At 36.6% G+C, this 21,535-nt stretch carries 21 protein-coding genes and 1 tRNA gene; 10 read left to right on the forward strand and 12 right to left on the reverse strand.

All coding sequences use genetic code 11. The features are described 5' to 3' along the window. Positions 1 to 63: 63 nt before the first annotated feature. Positions 64 to 1,227 (forward strand): NAD(P)/FAD-dependent oxidoreductase, encoded by a 1,164-nt coding sequence (locus LQV35_RS03355; protein ID WP_230056448.1) that lies wholly within the window; start codon positions 64 to 66, stop codon positions 1,225 to 1,227. Positions 1,228 to 1,260: 33 nt separating this feature from the next. On the opposite strand, the gene pgsA is transcribed toward LQV35_RS03355, so the two are convergent. Genes pgsA through murJ form a run of 8 tightly spaced genes read right to left on the reverse strand, consistent with a single transcriptional unit; the run spans position 1,261 to position 10,368 of the window. Continuing rightward, entirely contained in the window at positions 1,261 to 1,800 is a 540-nt protein-coding gene (gene pgsA / locus LQV35_RS03360; RefSeq protein ID WP_230056449.1) for a CDP-diacylglycerol--glycerol-3-phosphate 3-phosphatidyltransferase, read from the reverse strand. Between the two features lie 16 nt (positions 1,801 to 1,816). After that, positions 1,817 to 2,605, reverse strand: coding sequence for an enoyl-ACP reductase (locus tag LQV35_RS03365; protein WP_230056450.1), 789 nt, complete (start codon positions 2,603 to 2,605; stop codon positions 1,817 to 1,819). Next, positions 2,605 to 3,498, reverse strand: a complete 894-nt coding sequence (gene dapA / locus LQV35_RS03370) for a 4-hydroxy-tetrahydrodipicolinate synthase (protein ID WP_230056451.1) — start codon at positions 3,496 to 3,498, stop codon at positions 2,605 to 2,607. The genes LQV35_RS03365 and dapA overlap by 1 nt, the downstream gene beginning before the upstream one ends. Continuing rightward, positions 3,495 to 4,742, reverse strand: coding sequence for a M16 family metallopeptidase (locus LQV35_RS03375; protein WP_230056452.1), 1,248 nt, complete (start codon positions 4,740 to 4,742; stop codon positions 3,495 to 3,497). The genes dapA and LQV35_RS03375 overlap by 4 nt, the downstream gene beginning before the upstream one ends. A gap of 9 nt (positions 4,743 to 4,751) precedes the next feature. Continuing rightward, a complete protein-coding gene (locus tag LQV35_RS03380) occupies positions 4,752 to 5,825 on the reverse strand; it encodes a quinone-dependent dihydroorotate dehydrogenase (RefSeq protein WP_230056453.1) in 1,074 nt (357 codons plus the stop codon). A gap of 45 nt (positions 5,826 to 5,870) precedes the next feature. Further along, the gene (locus tag LQV35_RS03385; RefSeq protein WP_230056454.1) at positions 5,871 to 7,598 is read right to left on the reverse strand and encodes an ABC transporter ATP-binding protein; all 1,728 of its coding nucleotides are present in this window, start codon (positions 7,596 to 7,598) and stop codon (positions 5,871 to 5,873) included. Beyond that, on the reverse strand, positions 7,599 to 8,981 hold the full coding sequence (cysS, locus tag LQV35_RS03390) for a cysteine--tRNA ligase (protein WP_230056455.1): 1,383 nt from the start codon (positions 8,979 to 8,981) through the stop codon (positions 7,599 to 7,601). It lies immediately after the preceding gene. Continuing rightward, complete coding sequence (gene murJ / locus LQV35_RS03395) at positions 8,968 to 10,368, reverse strand: murein biosynthesis integral membrane protein MurJ (protein WP_230056456.1); 1,401 nt, start codon at positions 10,366 to 10,368, stop codon at positions 8,968 to 8,970. The genes cysS and murJ overlap by 14 nt, the downstream gene beginning before the upstream one ends. Positions 10,369 to 10,489: 121 nt before the next feature. Here murJ and LQV35_RS03400 point away from each other — a divergent pair, with 121 nt between their 5' ends. From LQV35_RS03400 to LQV35_RS03430, 7 genes are all read left to right on the forward strand, one after another. Then, positions 10,490 to 12,376, forward strand: coding sequence for a flagellar assembly protein A (locus LQV35_RS03400; protein ID WP_230056457.1), 1,887 nt, complete (start codon positions 10,490 to 10,492; stop codon positions 12,374 to 12,376). A 9-nt stretch (positions 12,377 to 12,385) separates the two neighbouring features. Next, positions 12,386 to 12,940 carry a Holliday junction branch migration protein RuvA gene (ruvA, locus tag LQV35_RS03405; protein ID WP_230056458.1) on the forward strand — a complete coding sequence of 185 codons (555 nt, stop codon included), beginning with the start codon at positions 12,386 to 12,388 and terminating at the stop codon, positions 12,938 to 12,940. 11 nt (positions 12,941 to 12,951) lie between these two features. Continuing rightward, positions 12,952 to 13,992: a D-alanine--D-alanine ligase gene (locus LQV35_RS03410; protein ID WP_230056459.1), complete on the forward strand. Its 1,041-nt coding sequence runs from the start codon at positions 12,952 to 12,954 to the stop codon at positions 13,990 to 13,992. Between the two features lie 65 nt (positions 13,993 to 14,057). Continuing rightward, positions 14,058 to 14,288 carry a type II toxin-antitoxin system Phd/YefM family antitoxin gene (locus tag LQV35_RS03415; protein WP_230056460.1) on the forward strand — a complete coding sequence of 77 codons (231 nt, stop codon included), beginning with the start codon at positions 14,058 to 14,060 and terminating at the stop codon, positions 14,286 to 14,288. Beyond that, positions 14,278 to 15,081: an alpha/beta fold hydrolase gene (locus tag LQV35_RS03420; RefSeq protein WP_230056461.1), complete on the forward strand. Its 804-nt coding sequence runs from the start codon at positions 14,278 to 14,280 to the stop codon at positions 15,079 to 15,081. The genes LQV35_RS03415 and LQV35_RS03420 overlap by 11 nt, the downstream gene beginning before the upstream one ends. Continuing rightward, positions 15,074 to 16,507: a Mur ligase family protein gene (locus tag LQV35_RS03425; protein ID WP_230056462.1), complete on the forward strand. Its 1,434-nt coding sequence runs from the start codon at positions 15,074 to 15,076 to the stop codon at positions 16,505 to 16,507. The genes LQV35_RS03420 and LQV35_RS03425 overlap by 8 nt, the downstream gene beginning before the upstream one ends. After that, positions 16,507 to 16,938, forward strand: coding sequence for an SEL1-like repeat protein (locus LQV35_RS03430; protein ID WP_230056463.1), 432 nt, complete (start codon positions 16,507 to 16,509; stop codon positions 16,936 to 16,938). Before LQV35_RS03425 ends, LQV35_RS03430 begins: the two co-directional genes overlap by 1 nt. Positions 16,939 to 16,944: 6 nt before the next feature. Here LQV35_RS03430 and LQV35_RS03435 read toward each other — a convergent pair whose 3' ends face one another. Further along, positions 16,945 to 18,135, reverse strand: coding sequence for an acetate kinase (locus tag LQV35_RS03435; protein ID WP_230056464.1), 1,191 nt, complete (start codon positions 18,133 to 18,135; stop codon positions 16,945 to 16,947). After that, positions 18,135 to 19,493, reverse strand: coding sequence for a phosphate acetyltransferase (gene pta / locus LQV35_RS03440; RefSeq protein WP_230056465.1), 1,359 nt, complete (start codon positions 19,491 to 19,493; stop codon positions 18,135 to 18,137). The genes LQV35_RS03435 and pta overlap by 1 nt, the downstream gene beginning before the upstream one ends. Before the next feature lie 64 nt (positions 19,494 to 19,557). Between pta and flgH the strand changes: the two genes are divergently transcribed. Both flgH and LQV35_RS09085 read left to right on the forward strand, forming a co-directional pair. Next, a complete protein-coding gene (gene flgH, locus LQV35_RS03445; protein ID WP_230056466.1) occupies positions 19,558 to 20,259 on the forward strand; it encodes a flagellar basal body L-ring protein FlgH in 702 nt (233 codons plus the stop codon). Positions 20,260 to 20,411: 152 nt separating this feature from the next. Beyond that, entirely contained in the window at positions 20,412 to 20,534 is a 123-nt protein-coding gene (locus LQV35_RS09085) for a hypothetical protein (RefSeq protein WP_268250081.1), read from the forward strand. 31 nt (positions 20,535 to 20,565) lie between these two features. Here LQV35_RS09085 and LQV35_RS03450 read toward each other — a convergent pair whose 3' ends face one another. Together LQV35_RS03450 and LQV35_RS03455 are read right to left on the reverse strand one after the other, a co-directional pair. Next, positions 20,566 to 21,312, reverse strand: a complete 747-nt coding sequence (locus LQV35_RS03450; RefSeq protein ID WP_230056467.1) for a hypothetical protein — start codon at positions 21,310 to 21,312, stop codon at positions 20,566 to 20,568. 101 nt (positions 21,313 to 21,413) lie between these two features. Continuing rightward, positions 21,414 to 21,490 (reverse strand) — tRNA-Arg (locus LQV35_RS03455). Between the last annotated feature and the right edge of the window lie 45 nt (positions 21,491 to 21,535).

Consider the following 21,535-nt stretch of genomic DNA (forward strand, 5'->3'; position numbering starts at 1 on the left):
AAATTTTATAAAAAATCATTTAAAAATAGCTATAATTTCAAAAAACCAATCAAAGAGATAAAAATGAGACCAAATATCGTTGTTATCGGGGCTGGCTATGCTGGTGTTTCTTTTTTAAAAAGTCTTGATGAGGCCTGTTTTAGGCTTGCAAATTTTACTATCATTAACAAAAATTCCTATCACTATCACTCTACCATGCTTCACAAGGTCGCAACCGCTGAAAAAAGCGGTAAAATCATGTTTGACCTGCGGGAGTTTTTACACCCTGAGATAAAGATAGTCCAACAAGTAGTGATCGATATAGACGAGGCAAGTCACATGGTCGTGACGGAATTTGGCGAGTTTAGGTATGATTATTTAGTCGTGGCGGCTGGCTTTGAGAAAGAGAGCTTTAATCTAAAAGGTATTGAAAATGCGATGTTTATCGACTCATATATCCAATCAGGTAAAATAGCCGAGCGTTTAAAGCTTAAATTTGATGAAGGTCTTGAGAGTAAAAATGGTCTTAAGGTCGCAGTTTGCGGTGGTGGGCTTACTGGGATAGAGTTTGCTGCTAGTTGTGCGGATATGCTACGAAAAAAGTGCGAGTTTTACGGCGTTAGCAATGAGATGGCTAGTAAATTTAGCGTGCATCTCATAAGCTCTACGCCAAGGCTTTTAACATTTTTTAGTGAGAAATTATCCCAAAAAACAGCTGATAAACTTACCGAAAAAGGTGTAAAAATTTTACACTCTACTCGCATAGATAGCTTGCAAGATGGCAAAGTAGTATTTCAAAACGGCAACACACTGGACGCTGATATCATCATCTGGAGCGCTGGCGTAAAGGGCGCTAGTATAGTAAGCGATAGCGATGTAGAAAATGAGCGCGGACGAGTGAAGGTCGATGATACACTAAAGGCGATAGGTAGCAAACATCGCTACTATATCGGCGATGTGAGTGCGGTAAGTGATGGCAAGGGTGGCTTTTATCCGCCGACAGCTCAGATAGCGTGCGAGCAGGGCGAGTTTTTAGCTAGGCATTTTAAAGCTATGCTTTTTGGTGAAAAAACTGATGAGAAATTTCGCTTTAAAAGCAATGGCATGATATGCTCCATCGGGCACAGCTATGCGACGGCGCAAGTTTTAGGCGTAGAGCTTGGCGGGTGGGTGCCAGCATTTTTAAAAACGATGGTTGAGAAAAAGTGGAATGCCAAGCTGCTTGGATTTGGAGAGATGTTTTTATAAATTTTCATAAAACATAAGTGCGTGAATATAAATTTACGCACTTATGGCTTTTATGTACGCCCTTACATACTCATATCCAGAGTATATCGTAAGCGCAACTGCTATCCAAAGTAAAATTTCAGCGCCCCACCACTGCATAGTTAAAAATCCGATCGCTATCATTTGTGCGACTGTTTTTACCTTACCAGCCATGGAGGCTGCGACTTCTACACCGTCACTTGCCATCACTACACGAAAACCTGTGATGAAAAACTCCCTTATAAGGATAAGATATACAGCCCAAGGGCTAGCGCGCTCTATTATCATAAGCCCTAAAAATGCCGCAAGCGTTAGCATTTTATCTGCTAGTGGGTCAAGTACTGCGCCAAGCTTTGTCTTTTGATCCCAAGCGCGTGCGATATACCCATCGAAAAAATCGGTCACAGAGGCTATCACAAAGACAAGCCCCGCAAAGTAGTTTATCCAGCTTATGTGAATAAAAGGTGCTATGCGCGCTAAATCCACAAGGATAAAAAACATCACAGGTGCAAGAATAATACGAAAACTAGCAAGAGCATTTGGCAAATTCATCATTTGTTATCTTTTTATTTTATTTAAATGTAGTTCCACCATCGATTATAAAGCTATGACCTGTAACCCAGCTTGCTTTAGATGAGCATAAAAATACACATGCACCAGCCAAATCCTCAGGCTGTCCCATGCGATTTAAAGGACTTAGTTTGGCTGTATAATCGCGTACTTCTTCATAGTTTGTAAATGCTCTAAGAGCGTCCGTTTCGATCGGTCCTCCGCTTACTACATTAACACGGATATTTTTTTCACCAAGCTCGGTAGCTGCGTAGCGTGCCATGGCTTCGACCGCCGCCTTTGCTGTACCGTGACCTGAGTAGTTTTCGATATAAACTAAATTTCCAGTCGAGCTTAACGATATGATAGAACCACCACCCACTTTTTCCATGCGCTTTACAGCTTCTTGAGAGCCTACCACAAAGGCATTTACAGTTGCGGTAAAGATGTTGTTGATACCGCGTGGCTTTAGCTTCATAAATTTAGTATATCCGCCGGCAACTGCTCGACCTGAGATGATGGCATTTGATATGAAAAAATCAACTCTGTCAAAGTCTTCATCAATTTGCGCAAATAGCTCTTTATAGGTCTCAGGCTCAAGGATATTTAGTGCATAGGCACGCGCTTTTATGCCGTATGTTTTTTCTAGTTCGCTAGCTTGAATTTTTGCTAACTCTTCGTTTGAATTAAAGGTAAAAGCTACATTTGCTCCAAGCTTGGCAAACTCAAGCACAATGGCTCGACCAATACCTCTTGTTCCACCACTGATAACGAGCGTTTTACCTTTAAATTCGCTTTGTAAATTATCCATTAAAATCCTTTTATCTCATATTTTTTTATTACATTTTCAATCTTTGCAAGATTTTCTTGACTTGGTTCGCAAAGCGGGAGACGATACTCAAGCGTTGGCGTAATCCCCGCTATAAACATAGCTGCTTTTATCGGTATAGGATTGCTTTCGCAAAAGAGAATTTTGTTAATGTCATAAAGTCTGTCATTTATCGCTTTTGCTTCTTTAAATTTTCCATCTATAGCTAGATGACAAAGGTTTGCTATCTCATTTGGAAGTAAGTTTGAGGTTACGCTTATAACGCCTTTTCCTCCATTTGAAAGGATAGGGTAGTTTATCGCATCTTCTCCGCTATAAACTAAAATTTCAGGCTCATGAGCGAGTATATCTACGCAACGATCGATATTTCCAGTAGCCTCTTTGATACCTATCACATTTGGGCACTCTTTAAAAATCCTAATAGCCGTTTGAGGTAAAATATCTGAGCCTGTGCGACCTGGCACATTATAAAGCACGACAGGAATTTCAACGCTTGCTGCTAGTGCTTTATAATGGCGATAAAGCCCTTCTTGTGTTGGTTTGTTGTAGTAAGGGGCTACTGAAAGTATGCCATGTGCACCGTGACTTTGGGCAAACTGAGCGATACCAATAGCCTCATGAGTGGCGTTACTTCCAGCACCAGCTAAGACTTTTGTATTAGTTCCTTTGCATGCCTCAACTGCTATTTCGATACAAATACGATGCTCATCGTGCGTTAGCGTGGCACTTTCTCCAGTTGTTCCAACTGGCACTACAACATCTATGCCATTTTTTATTTGGCGTTTTATCAGCTTTTCATAAGTTTGCTCATCTACTTTTCCGTTTTTAAATGGTGTTATTAGCGCTGTCATGCCACCTTGTAAAATTTCGCTCATTGCTCTTCCTTTTTGAGTATTATCGTCGTTGAGTGTTTGTCTATGAAGTATTTTTTAGCTGTCTCTTGAAGCATTTTGGCATCTATGTTTTCGATATTTGCTTCAAATTCATAAAGAGGCTTTATGTCGCCTCTTGCAAGATAGCTTCCGTATAAATTTGCCACCCTAGTTGCGCTTTCAAACGAATAGACAAAGTCACTTTTTATCAAATTTTTAACACGCAAAACATCATCTTTTGCGATACTTTTTGACTTTAAATTTTTTATTATAGCTAATATTTCTTTCTCAACATCAAGCGCATCTATGCCTGGGTTGCAAACTGCAAGAAATATAAATAAATTTTCATCAATACTGTCAAGGTTGTAAGCATAAATTTGATTTACAAGCTGAAGTTCATCTATCAAAACTTGCTGTAAAATCGAGCTTTTGCCGCTACCAAGATATTCGCTAATAGCATTTAGTCCTATTTGATCTTTATGGTTAAATGGTGGAGTTTTGTATGCTATGGCTAGCATTTGTGTTTGAGTATCTTTGTGGATAATCGCTCTTTTTGCTCCGTCTTGTACTGGCTCGATACAGTGAAGTTTTGGCGGTTTTTTGCCATTTTTTATACTATCAAATTTCTTTTTTGCTATCTCAAAAGCTTCCTTTTTGCTTACATCTCCACTGATTAAAAGTATCGCATTTTGTGGCTGGTAGTAAGTTTGATGAAATTCACGAATATCTTCAATGCTCCAGTTTTCTATATCTTTTATAAAGCCAATAGGTGTCCAGTGATATGGATGATATATAAAAGCGTGGTTAAAAAGCCTAAAATAAAGATAGCCGATCGGATTATTATCCGTGCGCCACCTTCGCTCTTCATGTACGACATCACGCTCAGGCTGAAATTCTTTGTCTTTTAGGTTTAAATTTTGCATAAGTTCAGCAAAAAGTCCAAGACCTTTTTCTAAATTTTGATTTGAACATTTTATATAATAATGCGTGTAGTCAAACCCAGTACTGGCGTTATTTGTGCCACCAAAGCCTTTTACTATCTCATCAAATTCTCCAGCTTTTAAATTTTTGGTTGATTTAAAATTTAGATGTTCTAGCATATGTGCGATACCACTTTTACCCATCGTTTCATTTCTTGAACCGACTTTGTAAAATATATCAAGGCTTATAACTTTTGAGCCTTTATTTACTGGTAAGTGATAAATTTCAAGCCCATTTTTTAGTTTTGTTTTGTTAAATTTTATCAATTGTATTCCTTATTTTTTAACATCTGCACCGATAGCTTCGATTATATGAGCGTATCCATCAGCTTCAAGAAGTTCTAAAATTCCACTATTTATCTCTTTGCAAATCATCGGACCCTTAAATATAAAGCTAGTAAAAATTTGCACCAAACTAGCACCCATTTTTATACGCTCATAAGCCTCTTTTGCACTGTCAATGCCACCGCAAGCTATAAGTGTTGTTTTGCCATAAAGCTCGCTTGCAACTGCTTTAAATATCTCTCTTGATCTTTGTGTTATAACCTTTCCACTAAGACCGCCAAAGCTCTTTAAATTTGGCGAGTTAGAAAGTGTGTAGTCAATGCTTGTGTTTGAGATGATGATCCCATCTGCACCGCTAGAAACGGCATTTTGTGAAATTTCTATTGCTTTTTCATGACTTAGATCTGGTGAAATTTTTAAAATAATAGGCTTTTTAGTTAGTGGCTTTATCCTGCTAAAAAGCTCGGTGATAAATTCATTTTCTTGCAAAGCACGCAAATTTGGTGTATTTGGCGACGAGATATTTACCACGAAAGCATCGCAAAGCTGGGCAAAGTCACGCACAAGAATTTCATAGTCATTTATGGCTTTTTCGTTTGGTGTAACCTTGTTTTTGCCGATATTTGCCCAAAGCGGAATGACATTTGGATATAGCTTGCTTACGCGGCGTTTTATCTCTTTGCTTCCATCGTTATTAAACCCCATCGCATTTTGGATACTTTCTTCTTCGATAAGGCGAAAAAGGCGTGGTTTATCGTTGCCAGGTTGCGGCTTTGGTGTAAAAGTTCCAAATTCTAAATGTCCAAAACCAAGCGCAGTAAGACCAGAAAACATCGTGGCATTTTTATCAAAGCCACCGCCGATACCAACTGGGTTATTGTAAATGCTTCCAAGTAAATTTTGCTGCAGTCTTGCATCGCTTATAACACATTTGTTTGTAACAAAACTAAGTGAACTTGGTAGAATTTTATCTGCTGCTATCATGCCATATTCTGCGATTTTATGTGCAGTTTCTGGATCGAATTTAAAAAATATAGATTTTAAAGTAGCATAGTCAAACATCATACCCTCATTTAAGCCTAAAATGTCTATATTTTAGCACAAAACGCCTTAAACTAAGGCTTTGCCTTTAAGTTTTGCGTAAATTTCGCAACTATTTTCAAGCTCGCTATCATTTCCAAATCCAACTATCTTTCCGCCATCTAAAACAGCTATTTTATCAGCATTTTGCACGGTTGTTAGGCGGTGAGCTATGACAAATATTATCTTTTTATGACGCAAATTATTTATAGCACTTGTTATCTCTTTTTCACTTTCATTATCAAGTGCGCTTGTTGCTTCATCAAAAATAAGAATTTGTGGGTTTGAGTAAAGTGCTCTTGCTATGGCTATACGCTGACGCTGTCCGCCTGAAAGATTTGTGCCAAACTCATTTAAAACGCTATTTATACCGTCATTCATAGCGCTTACAAACTCATAGGCGTTTGCCATTTTTAACGCGTTAATAACAGCATTTTCGTCAAATTCTCTACCATAAGCGACATTTTTTGCTATCGTATCATTAAAGATGTATACGCGCTGGCTTACAAAGCCGATATTTTTACGAAGCGACGCTATTTTAAGTGTTTTTATGCTTTGCTCATTTATTAAAATTTCACCGCTTTTTGGCTCATAAAATCTCATAAGCAGGTTCATTATAGATGTTTTTCCGCCACCACTTGAGCCAACAAGAGCTATGAGTTCAGACTCTTTTGCTGTTAAATTTATGCCTTTTAAAACATCATTTTTATCATCATAGCTTAGCCATATGTCTTTAAAGTTTATGCTTTTTATGGTGTTTGTTATCTCATTTGTCCCGTCAATGATCTCGCTTTGTTTGTCAATTAATTCAAATGTTCTTTCACTTGCAACCACGGCATCTTGCATTTTGCTATATATACCAACTATGCGCTTTATCGGAGTGTAAAGCATAAAAAGAGCTGTTAAAAATGAGAAAAATGCACCCATTGTAAGTCGGTCATCTATAACCTCCTTACCTCCTACGATGATGACTACTGCAACTCCGATAGAGCCTATCGTCTCCATCAAAGGGCTAACTAGCTGCTCTATCTTTACACTTTTTAAATTTAGCTTAAAAAATTTATTATTTTCATCAACAAAACGCTTGTGCTCATATCCTTGGGCGTTATTTGCCTTAATAATCTCTATGTTTGTAAAAATTTCACTTAAAACTGAAGTAATATCTGATGTTTTTTCCTGCGAAGCTCTTGAAATTTTTTTCATCCTTTTTGCAAGCCGCGATATAGGATACACCGCTACTGGCAATACTATAAGTGCAAAAAATGCTAGTCTTGGACTTTGATAAATGACAACTCCAAGAAGCCCTAATACAGTTATAATCTCTCTGACAAGCTCTGGTATCATGTTTGAAACGATCGTTCTTATGCGCTCTATGTCATTTATGCATCTGCTTATAAGCTCACCAGTTCGGTAGGCATTAAAAAATTTCATATCAAGCGAAAGTAGGTTTTGTATCATTTGTTCACGAAAACGCCTAACAGTATCTTGCCCAATATATGCGGTAAAATAAGCCTGCATGTATGTTCCGATATTTTTTATTGCATAGATGACAATGATAGCGTATGGTAAAAGGTATAAAAGCTGCTCATTTTTTTCAACAAAAATTTTATTTAACACAGGCTCGACAAGATATGCTGTGGCAGCTGTACCAAGGCTTGCAAAAAGCATGCCTATGATAGCTAAGGCAAAATAGGGGATATAGTCTTTAAAATATGGGGTAAAGCGCTTTAAAACCCCTTTTAAACCAAGCTGTTTCATCTATGCACGCTCCCACATTGTACCATCTGGTGTATCCATGATGTTTATACCCATTTGATTTAGCTCGTCTCTAATAGCGTCACATTTTACAAAATTTCGCTCCTTTTTAGCTTCTTTTCGCTCCGCTATCATAGCTGTTATCTGCTCTCTCTGCTCATCACTTATACCAAACTGAAAATACTCAAAACTATCTTGCAAGCCAATACCAAAAACATCATTTATAAAGGCAATGTTTGCTACTATTTCGCCTTTTGCGGCTTTATCTTTTGGGTTTACATCAAGTTTTTCATTTGAAAGCCTTATAAACTCATCAAGAGTAGCCAATGCTTTTGAAGTGTTTAGATCATCGCTTAAAGCGTCCAAAACTTCCTTTTTAAACTCTAAATTTAAGCTAGTTTTGCTAACCCCTAGTACTCTTTTTTTAAGGCGATAAAGCTTATCAAGTCGCTTTTTGCTAGCCTCCAAATCAAACTCAGAGTAGTTAAAATTTGCCCTGTAGTGGCTTGTTAGTAGGTAAAATCTAAGTGCTTCACCAGGATAAAGCAAAAGGGCATCTTTTACAAAAAAGCTATTTTGCAAGCTTTTACTCATTTTTTCGCCGTTTATTTGGATGAAGCCATTATGTATCCAGTATTTTGCTAAGGCTTTATGCTCGGCACATCTGCACTGCGCAGCTTCATTTTCATGATGTGGAAAGAGCAGATCAACTCCGCCAGCATGGATGTCGATATTAAAATTTTCATCTCCATCAAAGTATTTTTTAATCATAGCAACGCATTCAGAGTGCCAGCCTGGACGACCTTTGCCAAATGCACTATCATAAAATTTATCATCAAACTTCCAAAGCACGAAGTCCTTTTTGTCTCTCTTTTTATCGTTTATATCTATCCTTGCGATGGTTTCAAGATCGGCACTTTTACCACTAATACAAAGATACTGCTCATCTTTGCTTGTATCAAAGTAGATACCATCATCAAGCTTGTAGGCTATATCTTTATCAAGCAAATTTTGTATATATTTTATCATCTCATCAACGCATTCAGTAGCTTTTGGCGAAATGTCTGGCTCAAGAACATTAAGGGCTTTCATGTCTGATTTATATCGTTTTATGTAAAAATCTGTTATGCTCTCTAAACTTTCGCCACTTTCGCTCATCTTTTTTAAAATTTTATCATCAATGTCTGTATAGTTGCGAACAAATTTTACCTTATAGCCAAGCGCTATGAGTGTTCGGCGAAGCATATCAAAGCTTACTGCGCTTTTTGCATGCCCCAAATGTGCATCATCATATACCGTAGGACCACAAAGATAGATATTTGCCTCGCCATCTCGTATGGGATTAAAATTTAGTTTTTCTTTTTTAACGCTATCATAAATTTGCATAAATAACTTCCTTTAATATCATTAAAACAACAGCAAAAACCACGCATGATAATGTGATTAGCATTAGTTTTTTAAGTTCGATTATATCTAAAAATTTTCTCCAACCAAAAGCATTGACAAAAAGTCCAAGTTGCAAAAAGCCACCAAGTGAGCTTGCAAGTGCCAAGCCAACAGCCCCAAAAGGCTGCATTAACACCACAGCTAGAACTAAATTTATAACAAGGCAGATGATGGAAATTTTAGCTGCTTTTTTTTGTTGCATTTTAGCATAAAGCCAAAGTGAGAAAATTTTTGCTAGCCCAAAAGGGGCTAGTCCAACCATGTATGCAGATAAGACGGCGGCACACTCTATGGTATTTTGATGAGTGAAATTTCCACGCTCAAAGAGTAGCCAAATAACTGGCTCCGCTAAAACAACTCCGCCAATAGTGGCTAAACTTAGGACAAAAAGTAGCAGATAAAAGCTCTTTTTTGTCCAAAACATAGCATTTTGCTCATCGTTTGCTTTTAATAGCTTTGTTATTTTTGGAAAAAGTGCTTGCGAGAGAGCTATGGCAAAAACAGCAAGCGGGAGTTGGAAAATTCGGTTTGCATAAAAAAGATAACTGATACTTCCAGTTACTAAAAAGCTAGCTAGCCAAGTATCCATAAAAGCGCTTATTTGCATAGCAGAAGAGCCTATAAGTCCGTGATAAAAGTTAGAAAAAAAGCCCTTTATGCTCTCTCTTTTTTTGGCAGCATAACCTTTAAGCCCTCCAAAGAAAATTTTACCAGCACCAGTTTTTTGCATGGCGATGATATGGACTAAAACCTGCAGTACCCCACCAGCAATAACCCCGTAACTAAGACAAAATGCTACACTTTTTTCATCTTTACCATAAGCTAGCAATAGCGCAATAATCATCGCTAAATTTAAAAGAGCCGTAGAAAATGCCGTCGTAGCAAAGTGTCCTTTATACTGAAGCAAGGATGCCATAAATGTAACTATATAAACTAGCCCAAGATAGTAAAAGTTGATATTTACAAGAGGTATGGCGGCACTTATCGCCTCATCGCTTAGCCCACTTGCGATAATTTTTATAAAAAATCCAGTAAAAATATTTACAAAAAGTGTCAAAATGCCTATAAAAAAAAGAAATTTTATAAAAATTTCTGCGCTAAAAACACTTTTGTGTCTTGCTTTTGCAAAATTTGGTAAAAAAGCCTGCGTAAATGCTCCTTCTCCAAATATGCGGCGAAAGAGGTTTGGAATTTTAAAAGCTATGAAAAATAGATCGCTATAAATGCCAGCTCCAAGAACCAAGGCTGTCAAAATATCTCTTGCAAGCCCTAAAATACGAGAAACCATAATGCCAGCTGAATTTGAAAAAAAGCCTTTTACAAACATAAACCTGCCTAAAATTTTAAAAGCACAATAGTAACAAAAAAAGCTTTAAATCACGCATAACCAAAGTTTAATAAAATTTTAGAGATAATATCACACTAAAAATTTATCTTTGGATGGAAATTTGAGCGAAGAAACACAAGAGATAGTCTATTTTTCACCTATTCAAGCCGATACAAAAACACCACTTGCTGATATAGCTAGTATCGCTCAGTCGCAAGAGATCGACCCACAGTTTGTTGATTATAGGCTACTTGATGTGGTAACAAGCTACACAGACAGTGAGCATAACGAGCCTGTGACTCTTATGTCAAAAGAGCTTGATATTTTTGATGATACGGCGTTTTTTATAGATGAGAGTTTAAATATCGAGCAAAGCTATCATGTTGAATACTTTGATATACGCCAAGCGCCACAAAACCAACTACCTAAAATAAGCATAGGGGCAAACTCAAGCCTAACAAAAGTTATCGCCAAAATTCACGCATCAAAAGACATTAAACATGTCAGTGGTTATGAAAATTTACTCTATGACTATATCGCAAAACAGCTAATAAAGGCAAAAATTCTAGTTGGCATAAGAGAAGATGAACTAAGAAAAAATTTAACAAAGATAGCTTCTATTTTGCGCATAAAAGAGATGATAGATCATGATATCACCCTTACAGTAACAACTGGTGCCCAAGCGCACAAGCCAACCGATGCGCAGATGATATTTCATTATAAAAACAATACAAACAATATCCAAAATGATAAGATAAATCACGCTAGCCGTGGCTTTTTACAAGGTGTTGTAGCTGGCGATGTGATAATGGAGTGCATAAAGCCAAAAAATGGCAGAAATGGCAGAAATGTTCGTGGCGAGTTTATAAAGATGCCTGAACCAAAAGATAACGAATTTAAAGATATAAATGTAAATGCCGAAAATATCGATAAAATAGAAGATGACACAAGTATAAAATTTATCGCTAAAAAGCCAGGTTTTGTAAGCGATAAGGGCGGAGTTTACGATATCGGAGAGCATCTTGAGGTAAATGAGATAAATTTTCGCGACACAGGCTCAGTTCAAACTTCAATCGATGCAAATGTTTCGCTTTTTATAAAAGAGGATGATGTTTTTAAAGACGCTATTGGAACAGGTGTTATAGTCGAGGCAAAAGAGGTAAATGTCCGTGGAAATATCGCTGCAAATGCCCAAGTCATAGCCGATGATGTGGTTATTGGCGGGCAGACCCATGGCAAGGCAAAGATAAAAGCACGCACGGCAAATATCGCAGTTCACATAGGCACGGTAGAAGCCGATGATGTGAGCATAGATAGGCTTGAAGGTGGAACTGTTATAGCTAAAAAAGCAAGGATAAACTCAGTAGTGGGGGGTTCGATAACAGCAGAGGAGATCGTTATAGAAACACTTGGCTCAAACTGCACGATGACTGCCGCAAGACTTATAGATGTAAAATATCTACGAGGTATGAATAATAGATTTATAATAGACGCCAGCAAGATGCGAGACCAAGCAGATGAAATTCCTCGCCAGCTCGAGCTTATAAAAGAGCTTGAAGAGCAGATAGATAAAATTCCTAAAAAGCTTGAAACAAAAAAGATGATAATAGACGAAAACAAAGGCTCTATAAATGTCATCAAAGCAAAGGTGGAAGAGCTTCAAAATGCAAAGATAGTTCCGCCTGTAACTTTTATGAAAAAACTAAAAGAGTATCAGCAGTTAGTTAATGACTACAACGCACTTTTGCATGAATTTAAGACAAAAAAAGCTGAGTACAAAGGGTTAAAAGATGAGCTTGATGTTATGCAAAATGGTATATTTGCAGCAAAAGTTATAAATAGAAGCAACTGGCTTGAGTTAAATGAGATAAAATTTATAGTCATCGACCCCCCAACAGAGGTTTCATATATCACAAGGCAAAACGAGATGATTCGCATAATGACACTAACAAGAGATGGCGATAAATTTAGCGTCAAAAAAGATAACAACATAGGCTTGTTACAATAAGGAAAAGATATGATAAAGGCTATTGAAGGTATTATAACTAAAAAAGAGCCCGCATTTGTGGTGCTAAAGACAGTGAGTGGCGTTAGCTATGGTGTTTTTATCTCACTTTTTTGCTCTGCAAAGCTTGAAACCGGGGTAAAAACTGAACTAAATATAACGCAAATTATTAGAGAAGATGCGAATTTACTTTATGGTTTTTTAGATATTTCTGAGCAAAAGATGTTTGAAATGCTTATAAAATTAAGCGGTATCGGCGCTAGTACGGCGATGGCAGTTTGCTCTAGTCTTTCTGCAAATGCTTTTACAAATGCGGTTTTAAACGGTGATGCTGACACTATAAAACAAGTCCCAGGTATCGGACCAAAGACTGCTAGGCGCATTATCGCTGAGTTAAGTGACGCTAAGCTTGTAAGCGATGAAAGTGTGCCAAGCTATCAAAATGAAGCACTTCTAGCGCTTGAAGCACTTGGCTTTAAGCGAGAAAAGATAGTTAAAATTTTGCCTGAATGCAAAAGCCAAACTACTGGTGAGCTTGTAAAAGAAGCTCTAAAAAAACTAGGATAAAAAGGATATTTATGAAAAAATTTGGTGTTATTTTTGGTGCAAAAAGCTACGAGCATGAGATAAGCATAGTAAGTGCTATCGTGCTTAAAAATGTATTAAAAGCGCCGCTTGAGTTTATATTTTGTAGCGCTGATAGAAATTTCTATCTTATAGATCCCAAAGATATGCGTGCAAATTTTTTCAGCTCTGGTGAATATAAAAAATGTAAAAATTTAATCCTTAACAATGGAGGATTTAGCATACAGTCACTTTTTGGCGCAAAATTTTTAGATGTAGATGTATATATAAATTTAGTTCACGGCATGGACGGTGAAGATGGAAAGATGGCTGCTTTGCTTGATTTTTTCGGTGTTAGCTACATTGGGCCAAGACTTGAAGCAAGTGTTATGAGCTACAGTAAGAGCCTGACAAAACTTTTAGCCCAAAAAGCAGGCGTAAGAACGCTAGAGTATGAAGTCATAAGACGCGGCGATAGTATAAAGTCAGCCTATCCAGTTATCTTAAAGCCAAGCCATCTTGGTAGTAGTATCGGCATTAGCATAGTAAAAGATGATGCCCAGCTCGAGTATGCGCTTGATGTGGGCTTTGAATTTGATGATGAAATTTTAGTTGAGCCATTTGTAAGCGCGATAAGAGAATTTAACATTGCTGGTTGTAAGGTGGGTGGCGAGTTTATATTTTCTATGATAGAGGAGCCAAAAAAGAAAGAGTATCTTGACTACGAACAAAAATATATGAGCTTTTCAAACGAGACAAAGATAACAGAGGCTGAAATTTCAGATAGACTTGAAAAAAACCTAAAAGAGGCATTTAAAAAGATATACTCACAAGGTTTTGATGGGGCACTTATAAGATGTGACTTTTTTGCCTTTAACGAAGAGGTATATCTAAATGAGATAAATCCAAATCCAGGAAGTCTTGCAAATTATCTATTTGACGACTTTACCGCTGTCATTGAAGCACTTGCGGATTCGCTTGTAAGAGAGCGAGATATTAAGGTTGATTATAAATTTATCAACTCTATCACGCACTCAAAGGGCGGTAAAATATAACCCATAAGCAGTTTATAACCAAAAATACGCTAAATTTTACATAAAATTTTACACAAAGAGAGCAAATGACAACATTTAGCAAAGATGAAGTTTTTACGGCGACTGAGGTTGTGCGAAATTTCAGTGCAGTACTTGGAAAGATAAGCAAAGCCGAGTTAAAACGCGCAGTCATCGTCAAAAATAATAAATTTGAAGCCGTCCTTTTGAGTATGAGCGAGTATGAGCGATTGCAAGAGGCAGTTGAAATTTTAAAGAATTTTTACACATCAAACAAAAGAGATGGCAATGGCGAGTAAAGAGATAAAATACGGCTTAAAAACATATAAAATCAGCTACGAAATACTTAACCAAAGCCACGAAAATACTATACTTTTTTTGCACGGCTGGGGAGCAAATAAGGAGATAATGAAAAAGGCATTTGGCGAGCATTTTAACAGCTATAAACACATCTATGTAGATATGCCGGGCTTTGGCGCTAGTGATATTTTTACCCCTCTTAATACGAGTGATTATGCAAAGATACTTAAACGCTTCATTCAAACACTGCCAAAAGAGCCAGAGATCATAGTCGGGCATAGTTTTGGTGGCAAGGTTGCTACTCTTTTGGGGCCAAAAAATATAGTACTTCTTAGCTCGGCTGGAATTTTGGTCAAAAAGCGTCTTTTGGTGCGTCTTAAGATCGCTATTTTTAAATTTTTTAAGCTTTTTGGTTTTGGCAAATTTTATAAAGTATTTGCCACAAAAGATGTTAGTGGAATGAGTAGAACGATGTATGAAACGCTAAAAAATGTCGTAAATGAAGACTTTAGTTCAAAATTTAGCCACCTTCGTTCGAAGGCATTTATATTTTGGGGGCAAAACGACAAGGCTACTCCGCTTAAAAGTGGAGAAAAGATGCACGAGCTTGTAAAAGATAGTAAATTTTACCCATTAAATGGCGATCATTTTTTCTTCTTGTTGCATGCAAAATTTATAAGCGATAGTGTTTTGTCTGAATTAAATGAAACTAAAAGCCAAAATTTAGCACCAAATAGTGACGATCTAGATGAAATTTCTGGCATCGAGATGGTTGGAGCACAAGATGAGTGAGACTTTTTTAACTATCTTCTACACATTTTCAACGGCATTTTTTACACTTGCACTAAGTTTTTACATCATAACTTGTTTTCAATGGTTTTCTTATAAACTAGAGCGCGTTATTTTTCATTTCACAAGACCGCTTTGGCATGTTGTTTTTTTTATTATCCCGCTTGTGCTTTTTTACACAACTGGCAGATGGTTTTTTATCTATTTTTATTTTGCATATTTAACATGTATCTACTTTTGGCATAAAAAGCTTGATAAAAAACTGGTTTTTACGGCAAGGATAAAGCGTTTTTTTGTATTTTTGGTAGTCGCTATCTGTGTGCAAATTTTATTTGCCTTTTTAAGTGAAAATACAAAAATAGAACCTGTTTTACCTATCGTGGTGAGTCTTTTGATAAGTCACTTTTTTGAAAAATTTAATGCTTTAAATTTTAGGAAAAAAGCTGATAAAAAACTTGCAAATTTGCCGAATTTAAAAATAGTTTTGATAACCGCAAGTTATGGCAAAACAAGCATAAAAAACTTTCTTTATGAGCTTTTAAAAGATGATTTTGTAACACATAAAACACCAAGAAGTGTAAATACGCTAGTTGGACTTATAAAAGATGTAAATGAAAACTTAAATGAAAAAACTCAGATCTACATCGCAGAAGCTGGTGCAAGACTAAGTGGCGATATAGCCGAAATTTCAGCTTTTTTAAATCCACATATTGTAGTCGTAGGACAGATAGGCGAGCAGCATATAGAGTATTTTAAAACCATAGAAAATATCCGTGCTACAAAGCTTGAAGCACTTTGCAGCAAACGACTTGAGATGGCTTTTTTGCATAGCTCGACACTAAAAGAGCAGGGCGAAAATATTTTAATTTATGATAAAAATTTAAAAGATATCAACGCAACTCTTGATGGTATAAATTTTACACTTAATGAAAAACATTACTTTACTCCACTTCTTGGAGAGTTTAACGCCATAAATTTAGCCGCATGTATCGGTGTGGCAAGACATCTTGGTGCTAAAGATGAGAGTATAAGCAAGGTACTTTTGGGGCTTAAAAATGTTGAGCATAGACTTCAGCGTATAGATGCTGGTGGAAAGATAATAATAGATGATAGTTTTAACGGAAATTTTGCTGGTATGAGTGCAAGCTATGAGCTTGTAAGAAGCTATGCTGGTAGAAAAGTACTTATAACTCCAGGGATAGTAGAGTCAACCCAAGAAGAAAATGAAAATCTTTCTCGCATTATAAATGAGATATTTGACATCGTCATGATATCAAGCCCACTAAATGCTAGAGCGTTGTTAAAACATTTAAATAAACCAGAGATCATCATCATAAAGGATAAAACTCAGATGACACAAATTTTAGCTCAAAATACCAGAAGTGGCGACTTGATACTATTTTCTAACGACGCACCGAGCTTTATGTAATGAAAAAAATTATATTTTTTATAGCAACTATTTTTGCATTTAGTTTTGATATAGACGATCTTGATAAAGGTATCCATGCTGTTAAAAATGGAAATTTTGAGCAGGGTTTTGAGATATTTTTTGCTGGATGTGAGGCTGGTGATACACTTGCTTGCGAAGAGCTTGGATATATGTATATAAATAACGAAGTTAGTGAGAAAACTGATACACGCCTAGTTGAAATTCCTTCAATTCAGCTAGGCATAAGATACCTTGTTAAAAGCTGTTCACTAGGCTATTTAAATGGATGTAGTAGCATTTTAGACCTTGCAAAAGAGGTGCAAATTCCAGATGAAGTTCTAAAAGCAACAAAAGACAAATACGATGAGCTTGCGGTTGAGTTTGTAGAGGATTTAAACGCTACTATCGGTGGGCAAAATCAGGCAAAATAGCCTATTTTACTTGCCTAAAACCAAGCGCTTAGTTTCCCTAGCTATCTCCAACTCTTCATTTGTCGGTATAACAAATGTCTTTATCTTTGCATCCAGCGAGTCTAAGCAGCGCTCTCCTTTAAGGCTTGTGTCAAAATTTTTATCCCTATCTACACTTAGCCCTATATGTGCTAGCTCATTTGTTATCTTTTGACGCGTATTTGGTGCGTTTTCGCCTATACCACCAGTAAAGATAACGGCATCAACTCGTCCAAGAACAGCATAGTATGCTCCGATATATTTTTTCACTCGGTAGCAAAACATCTCATAGGCAAGTCTTGCTTGCTCATTATCTTTCATTTTTGCCACAACATCTCTCATGTCAGATGAGCCACAAATCCCCAAAAGCCCACTTTGTTTGTTTAAAAATGTATCTATCTCATCCCACTTTAGCACACCAGCATTTAGTAAAAATACAAGTGCTGCTGGGTCTATATCTCCGCTTCGTGTGCCCATTATAAGCCCTTCAAGTGGACTTAGGCCCATCGAAGTATCCACGCTTTTTCCATTCTCAACAGCACATACGCTTGCGCCATTGCCAAGATGTAAAGAGATGGCGTTAAAATTCTCAAAATTTATACCCATAAGCTCACTTGCTCTTTTGCAAACATACTTATGAGAGGTGCCGTGAAAGCCGTATTTTCGTATGTGATGTTTCTTGCAGATGTCATAAGGCAAAGCATATCTGTATGCATACTCTGGCATACTTTGATGAAATACAGTATCAAAAACAGCAACATGTGGTACATTTTTGCTATTTTGCATAGCATTTTTTATGCCTGCGATATGACCTGGATTATGTAGCGGGGCTAGGGGGCTGATACGCTCAAGCTCACTTATAACAGCACCATCTATCAAAACAGAACAAGAAAAGCTCTCTCCTCCATGAACTATACGATGTCCTATGCCATCAAGCTCTGCTAGATCGTGCAAGGTGTTTGACTTACACAAAAGTTCATTCATTGTATCAAGCCCAGCATGATGGTTTGGTATAGGTAAAAATTTCTCATAAATCTTACCATCTGCTTTTAATATCGCATGAGAGTCGCCAAGTCCTATTTGCTCGATAAGACCGCTTGCGATACTTTGCTCGCTATCCATTAAAAAAAGTTGAAATTTTATAGAGCTTGAACCTGAATTTAGAACCAAAATTTTCATTAGTTTTCTCCTGCTTGTATCGCTGTTATTAGTATTGTATTTATTATATCTTGTACAGTTGCTCCGCGACTAAGGTCATTAACTGGTGCGTTTAAACCCTGAAGCACTGGACCAACAGCTAGAGCATTTGCGCTTTTTTGAACTGCTTTGTAACAGATATTTGCACTATTTAAATCAGGAAATACAAAGACATTTGCCCTGCCTGATACCCTTGAGCCAGGAGCTTTTTTGGCGGCAGTATCTAAATTTGTTGCTGCGTCATATTGCAAAGGACCATCTGCGTTCAGCCAACTCTGGTTTTCATTTATTATCTTTGTTGCTAGCTTTACTGTCTCCACACTTTCGCCAGCCCCGCTCTCTTTAGTCGAATAGCTAAGAAGAGCCACACTAGGCGTGATACCAAAATTTTGTGCGCTTTTTGCAGATAAAACGGCAGTTTGTGCCAGTGTATTAGCATCAGGTTTTGGAGTCACAGCGCAGTCAGCATAAAGTAAAATTTCTTCATCCAAAGCTATGAAAAACAGTCCAGAAACTGTGCTTATACCAGGCTTTGTTTTTATAAGTTGAAGAGCAGGGCGTATCGTATCTGCAGTAGTTCCTACAGCACCGCTTACCATACCGTCCACAAGGGCGTTTTTAACACACATTGTAGCAAAATAGTTTCGATCTTTAGCTAAAATTTGTGCTTGATCGTAGCTTAGATTCTTTGCTTTTCTTGCTTCAAAAATTTGCTCAGCAAACTTTGATGTAAGTTCACTTGTTTGAGGATCTAAAATTTCTATATTTTCTAAATTTAGCCCAAGCTCATAAGCTCTTTTTTTTGTCTCACTTGTGTTGCCAAGAAGAGTGAGTTTGGCTAAATTTTTAGCAGAAATTTCAGCTACAGCACGCAAGATTCTCTCATCTTCACTCTCTGGAAGTATGATATGTTTTTGTAGGCTTTTTGCAAGTTTTGTTAAGTTGTATTCAAATTTTATCTTTGTTGTGATGTTTTGCTCAGCTTTTAAAATTTCATCAATATCATCTGTAATAAGTAGCCTGGAGCCCGAGTTTATCGCTCTTAGTTCGTTTAAATTTTCATCAGCAAAGATGGGACAGTTTAGCTCTTTTGCAAGCATTAAATTTGTCTCATTTGTACCAAGAAATTTAAACTTACTACCAATTACTATTATAAAATCATACTCTTTTTTAAGCATTTCAAATTTATCTATAAGCTTTAAAATTTCTTGTTTTTTTGATGTTAGATAAGCGGCTTCGTCTATTTTTATCTCGAAAGTGGTAAAATTTTTAAATTTTAAAGCAACTTTTTCTTTTAAATGTGCTAAATTTAGTGGCGATATCAGATAAAAAGAGTTCATCTACTACCTTTTTGGAACTTTTTTTGCTTGATTTTAGCATAAAATCTTTATACTAAGGCAATTTATGAAAATTAATTACCTAATATTAGGCGGCACTTTAGTCATTTTTACAGCTTGTACACCCAGCGTCGATCCCCATATAGATATGAAAGCTCCAGTGTATGTTGATCAGCTTCCAGCAAAAGATATTTCAAAAAGTTCAAATCAAGGCAGTCTTTATGGGCGCGGTAAAGACCCGCTATTTTCAGATAGAAAGGCGATGAATGTTAATGACATTGTGACTATCATCATCACAGAAACAGCCTCACAAACTTCAAGTGGAAACAAAAAAACTAACAGAGATAGTACGACCTCTCTTGGTGGCGGTGTTTTTACGGCTAGTGGACCTGGACTTTCAACGATCGCTGGCCAGTTAAATAAATTTGGCAATATCGGCTTTCAAGCTGGTGGAGGAAATGAGTTTGAGGGCGGTGGCTCAGTAAGCAGAAGTGAGCGCTTTACAACCACGATCTCGGCTCGTATCGTCAAGATTTTAAATAATGGCAATTATTTTATAGAGGGCTCTCGAGAAATTTTGGTAAATGGAGAAAAGCAGATTATTCAAATTAGCGGTGTTATCCGCCCTTATGACATCTCACAACGCAATGAGATCGACTCAAAATATATCGCTGATGCAAAAATTTTGTATAAAACTGAAGGAGATCTTGATAAGTCTACTAAAAAGCCATGGGGTACTCGTATAATGGAGGCTATCTGGCCTTTCTAATTATAAATTTGGCAAAGGACGGATTAGTTTTTGTACTTAATTTAAGCACTAAATTTTATTAGCGTTTTAAAAAGCTAGTGGATAAGAGCGCTCTTTGTAAAATGCATTTTAGAGCATAAGTTTTTTTACAGAGCAAGACAATAAGCATTGATTTGTTCTGTAAAGATACAAGAAGAAATTTTATCATAGTTGCTTATTTTGGCAATGATAGAATTTGTTGTGTTTTTGGCATAGTAAGATTTATGATTGAAATTTTACAAAACATAACATTTTAAATTCCTATTTAAAAGACTAGGAATTTAAAAATCAAGCCAGTTTTTGTCCTATTGCGCTAGCTTTTAACTCTCGTATCTCATAAAAAAGATAGTAATATATCATATTATCAGTTTCAAGGCTTTTATCCCCAAAAACTGGTTTTATCATATTTAAAAATTTATCTGAAATTCCAGCTATCTCAACAAGCAAAAGCTCATCTTTACGGCTTTTTGCGACCTTAACACAATTTGCAAAAAAAGTAAAAATAGTCTTAAAGTCTTTTAGTATGACATTTGAAATGATTTTAGACTCTATCTTTATCACTTTTTCAAGTCGCTTTTTAAGCCCTACGAGTTCACTAAGGGCTGTATTGATCTTTGAGCGCATAGCACCGTTGCGTTTTATAAAATGACGCTTATCTTCTTTTAAAGAGTTGCCATACTCTGTGACTAAAATTCCTATCGTATCTTCGATAGTCTTTAAGCTTTTTTGTAGTTTTATGTTTGATTCTGGGCTAATGCCACTTTTTTTGATTTTGTGATCAATAGCAAACTGAATTTGCTCCAGATATGAGCTGATGTTTTCATAATAGTCGCTGGTATTAAAAACATTTTTGAAAAAAGTTCCCTCATCAACGCTGTTTCGTAGCTTTTCTCTTGTTTTATCGATTGCTGAGTTAAACTCAAAAACATCCATGCAAGGTTCAAGTTCTTTTGCTAAAAGCTCTTCATCTCTTTCAAAAGCCACAAGCATCTCGTTAACTTTTTCAATCTGAATTTTTATATTTTTAAAATCCATTTTTCACTTTCTATCAAATTTTTAGCTGATTTTACTATTTAAAATTTAAAAATCTTATAAAAGTTGCAGTTTTGTTTTTAACTTTATAAAGTATAAAAGAGTGGTGCGCCCGAGAGAATTCGAATCTCTGACCTTTTGAACCGCAATCAAATGCTCTATCCAGCTGAGCTACGAGCGCACTATAAAAAAGAAATGTGATTATACTCAAAGTTTCCTTAAAAAA

The sequence above is a fragment of the Campylobacter suis genome (assembly GCF_905120475.1).
Classification (GTDB): Bacteria; Campylobacterota; Campylobacteria; order Campylobacterales; family Campylobacteraceae; genus Campylobacter_A; species Campylobacter_A suis.

Coding starts and splice junctions, on each gene's coding strand:
- LQV35_RS03355 (WP_230056448.1), top strand. CDS start 64: ATGAGACCAAATATCGTTGTTATCGGGGCTGGCTATGCTGGTGTTTCT.
- pgsA (WP_230056449.1), bottom strand. CDS start 1,800: ATGATGAATTTGCCAAATGCTCTTGCTAGTTTTCGTATTATTCTTGCA.
- LQV35_RS03365 (WP_230056450.1), bottom strand. CDS start 2,605: ATGGATAATTTACAAAGCGAATTTAAAGGTAAAACGCTCGTTATCAGT.
- dapA (WP_230056451.1), bottom strand. CDS start 3,498: ATGAGCGAAATTTTACAAGGTGGCATGACAGCGCTAATAACACCATTT.
- LQV35_RS03380 (WP_230056453.1), bottom strand. CDS start 5,825: ATGATGTTTGACTATGCTACTTTAAAATCTATATTTTTTAAATTCGAT.
- LQV35_RS03385 (WP_230056454.1), bottom strand. CDS start 7,598: ATGAAACAGCTTGGTTTAAAAGGGGTTTTAAAGCGCTTTACCCCATAT.
- cysS (WP_230056455.1), bottom strand. CDS start 8,981: ATGCAAATTTATGATAGCGTTAAAAAAGAAAAACTAAATTTTAATCCC.
- murJ (WP_230056456.1), bottom strand. CDS start 10,368: ATGTTTGTAAAAGGCTTTTTTTCAAATTCAGCTGGCATTATGGTTTCT.
- ruvA (WP_230056458.1), top strand. CDS start 12,386: ATGATAAAGGCTATTGAAGGTATTATAACTAAAAAAGAGCCCGCATTT.
- LQV35_RS03410 (WP_230056459.1), top strand. CDS start 12,952: ATGAAAAAATTTGGTGTTATTTTTGGTGCAAAAAGCTACGAGCATGAG.
- LQV35_RS03415 (WP_230056460.1), top strand. CDS start 14,058: ATGACAACATTTAGCAAAGATGAAGTTTTTACGGCGACTGAGGTTGTG.
- LQV35_RS03420 (WP_230056461.1), top strand. CDS start 14,278: ATGGCGAGTAAAGAGATAAAATACGGCTTAAAAACATATAAAATCAGC.
- LQV35_RS03425 (WP_230056462.1), top strand. CDS start 15,074: ATGAGTGAGACTTTTTTAACTATCTTCTACACATTTTCAACGGCATTT.
- LQV35_RS03430 (WP_230056463.1), top strand. CDS start 16,507: ATGAAAAAAATTATATTTTTTATAGCAACTATTTTTGCATTTAGTTTT.
- LQV35_RS03435 (WP_230056464.1), bottom strand. CDS start 18,135: ATGAAAATTTTGGTTCTAAATTCAGGTTCAAGCTCTATAAAATTTCAA.
- pta (WP_230056465.1), bottom strand. CDS start 19,493: ATGAACTCTTTTTATCTGATATCGCCACTAAATTTAGCACATTTAAAA.
- flgH (WP_230056466.1), top strand. CDS start 19,558: ATGAAAATTAATTACCTAATATTAGGCGGCACTTTAGTCATTTTTACA.
- LQV35_RS03450 (WP_230056467.1), bottom strand. CDS start 21,312: ATGGATTTTAAAAATATAAAAATTCAGATTGAAAAAGTTAACGAGATG.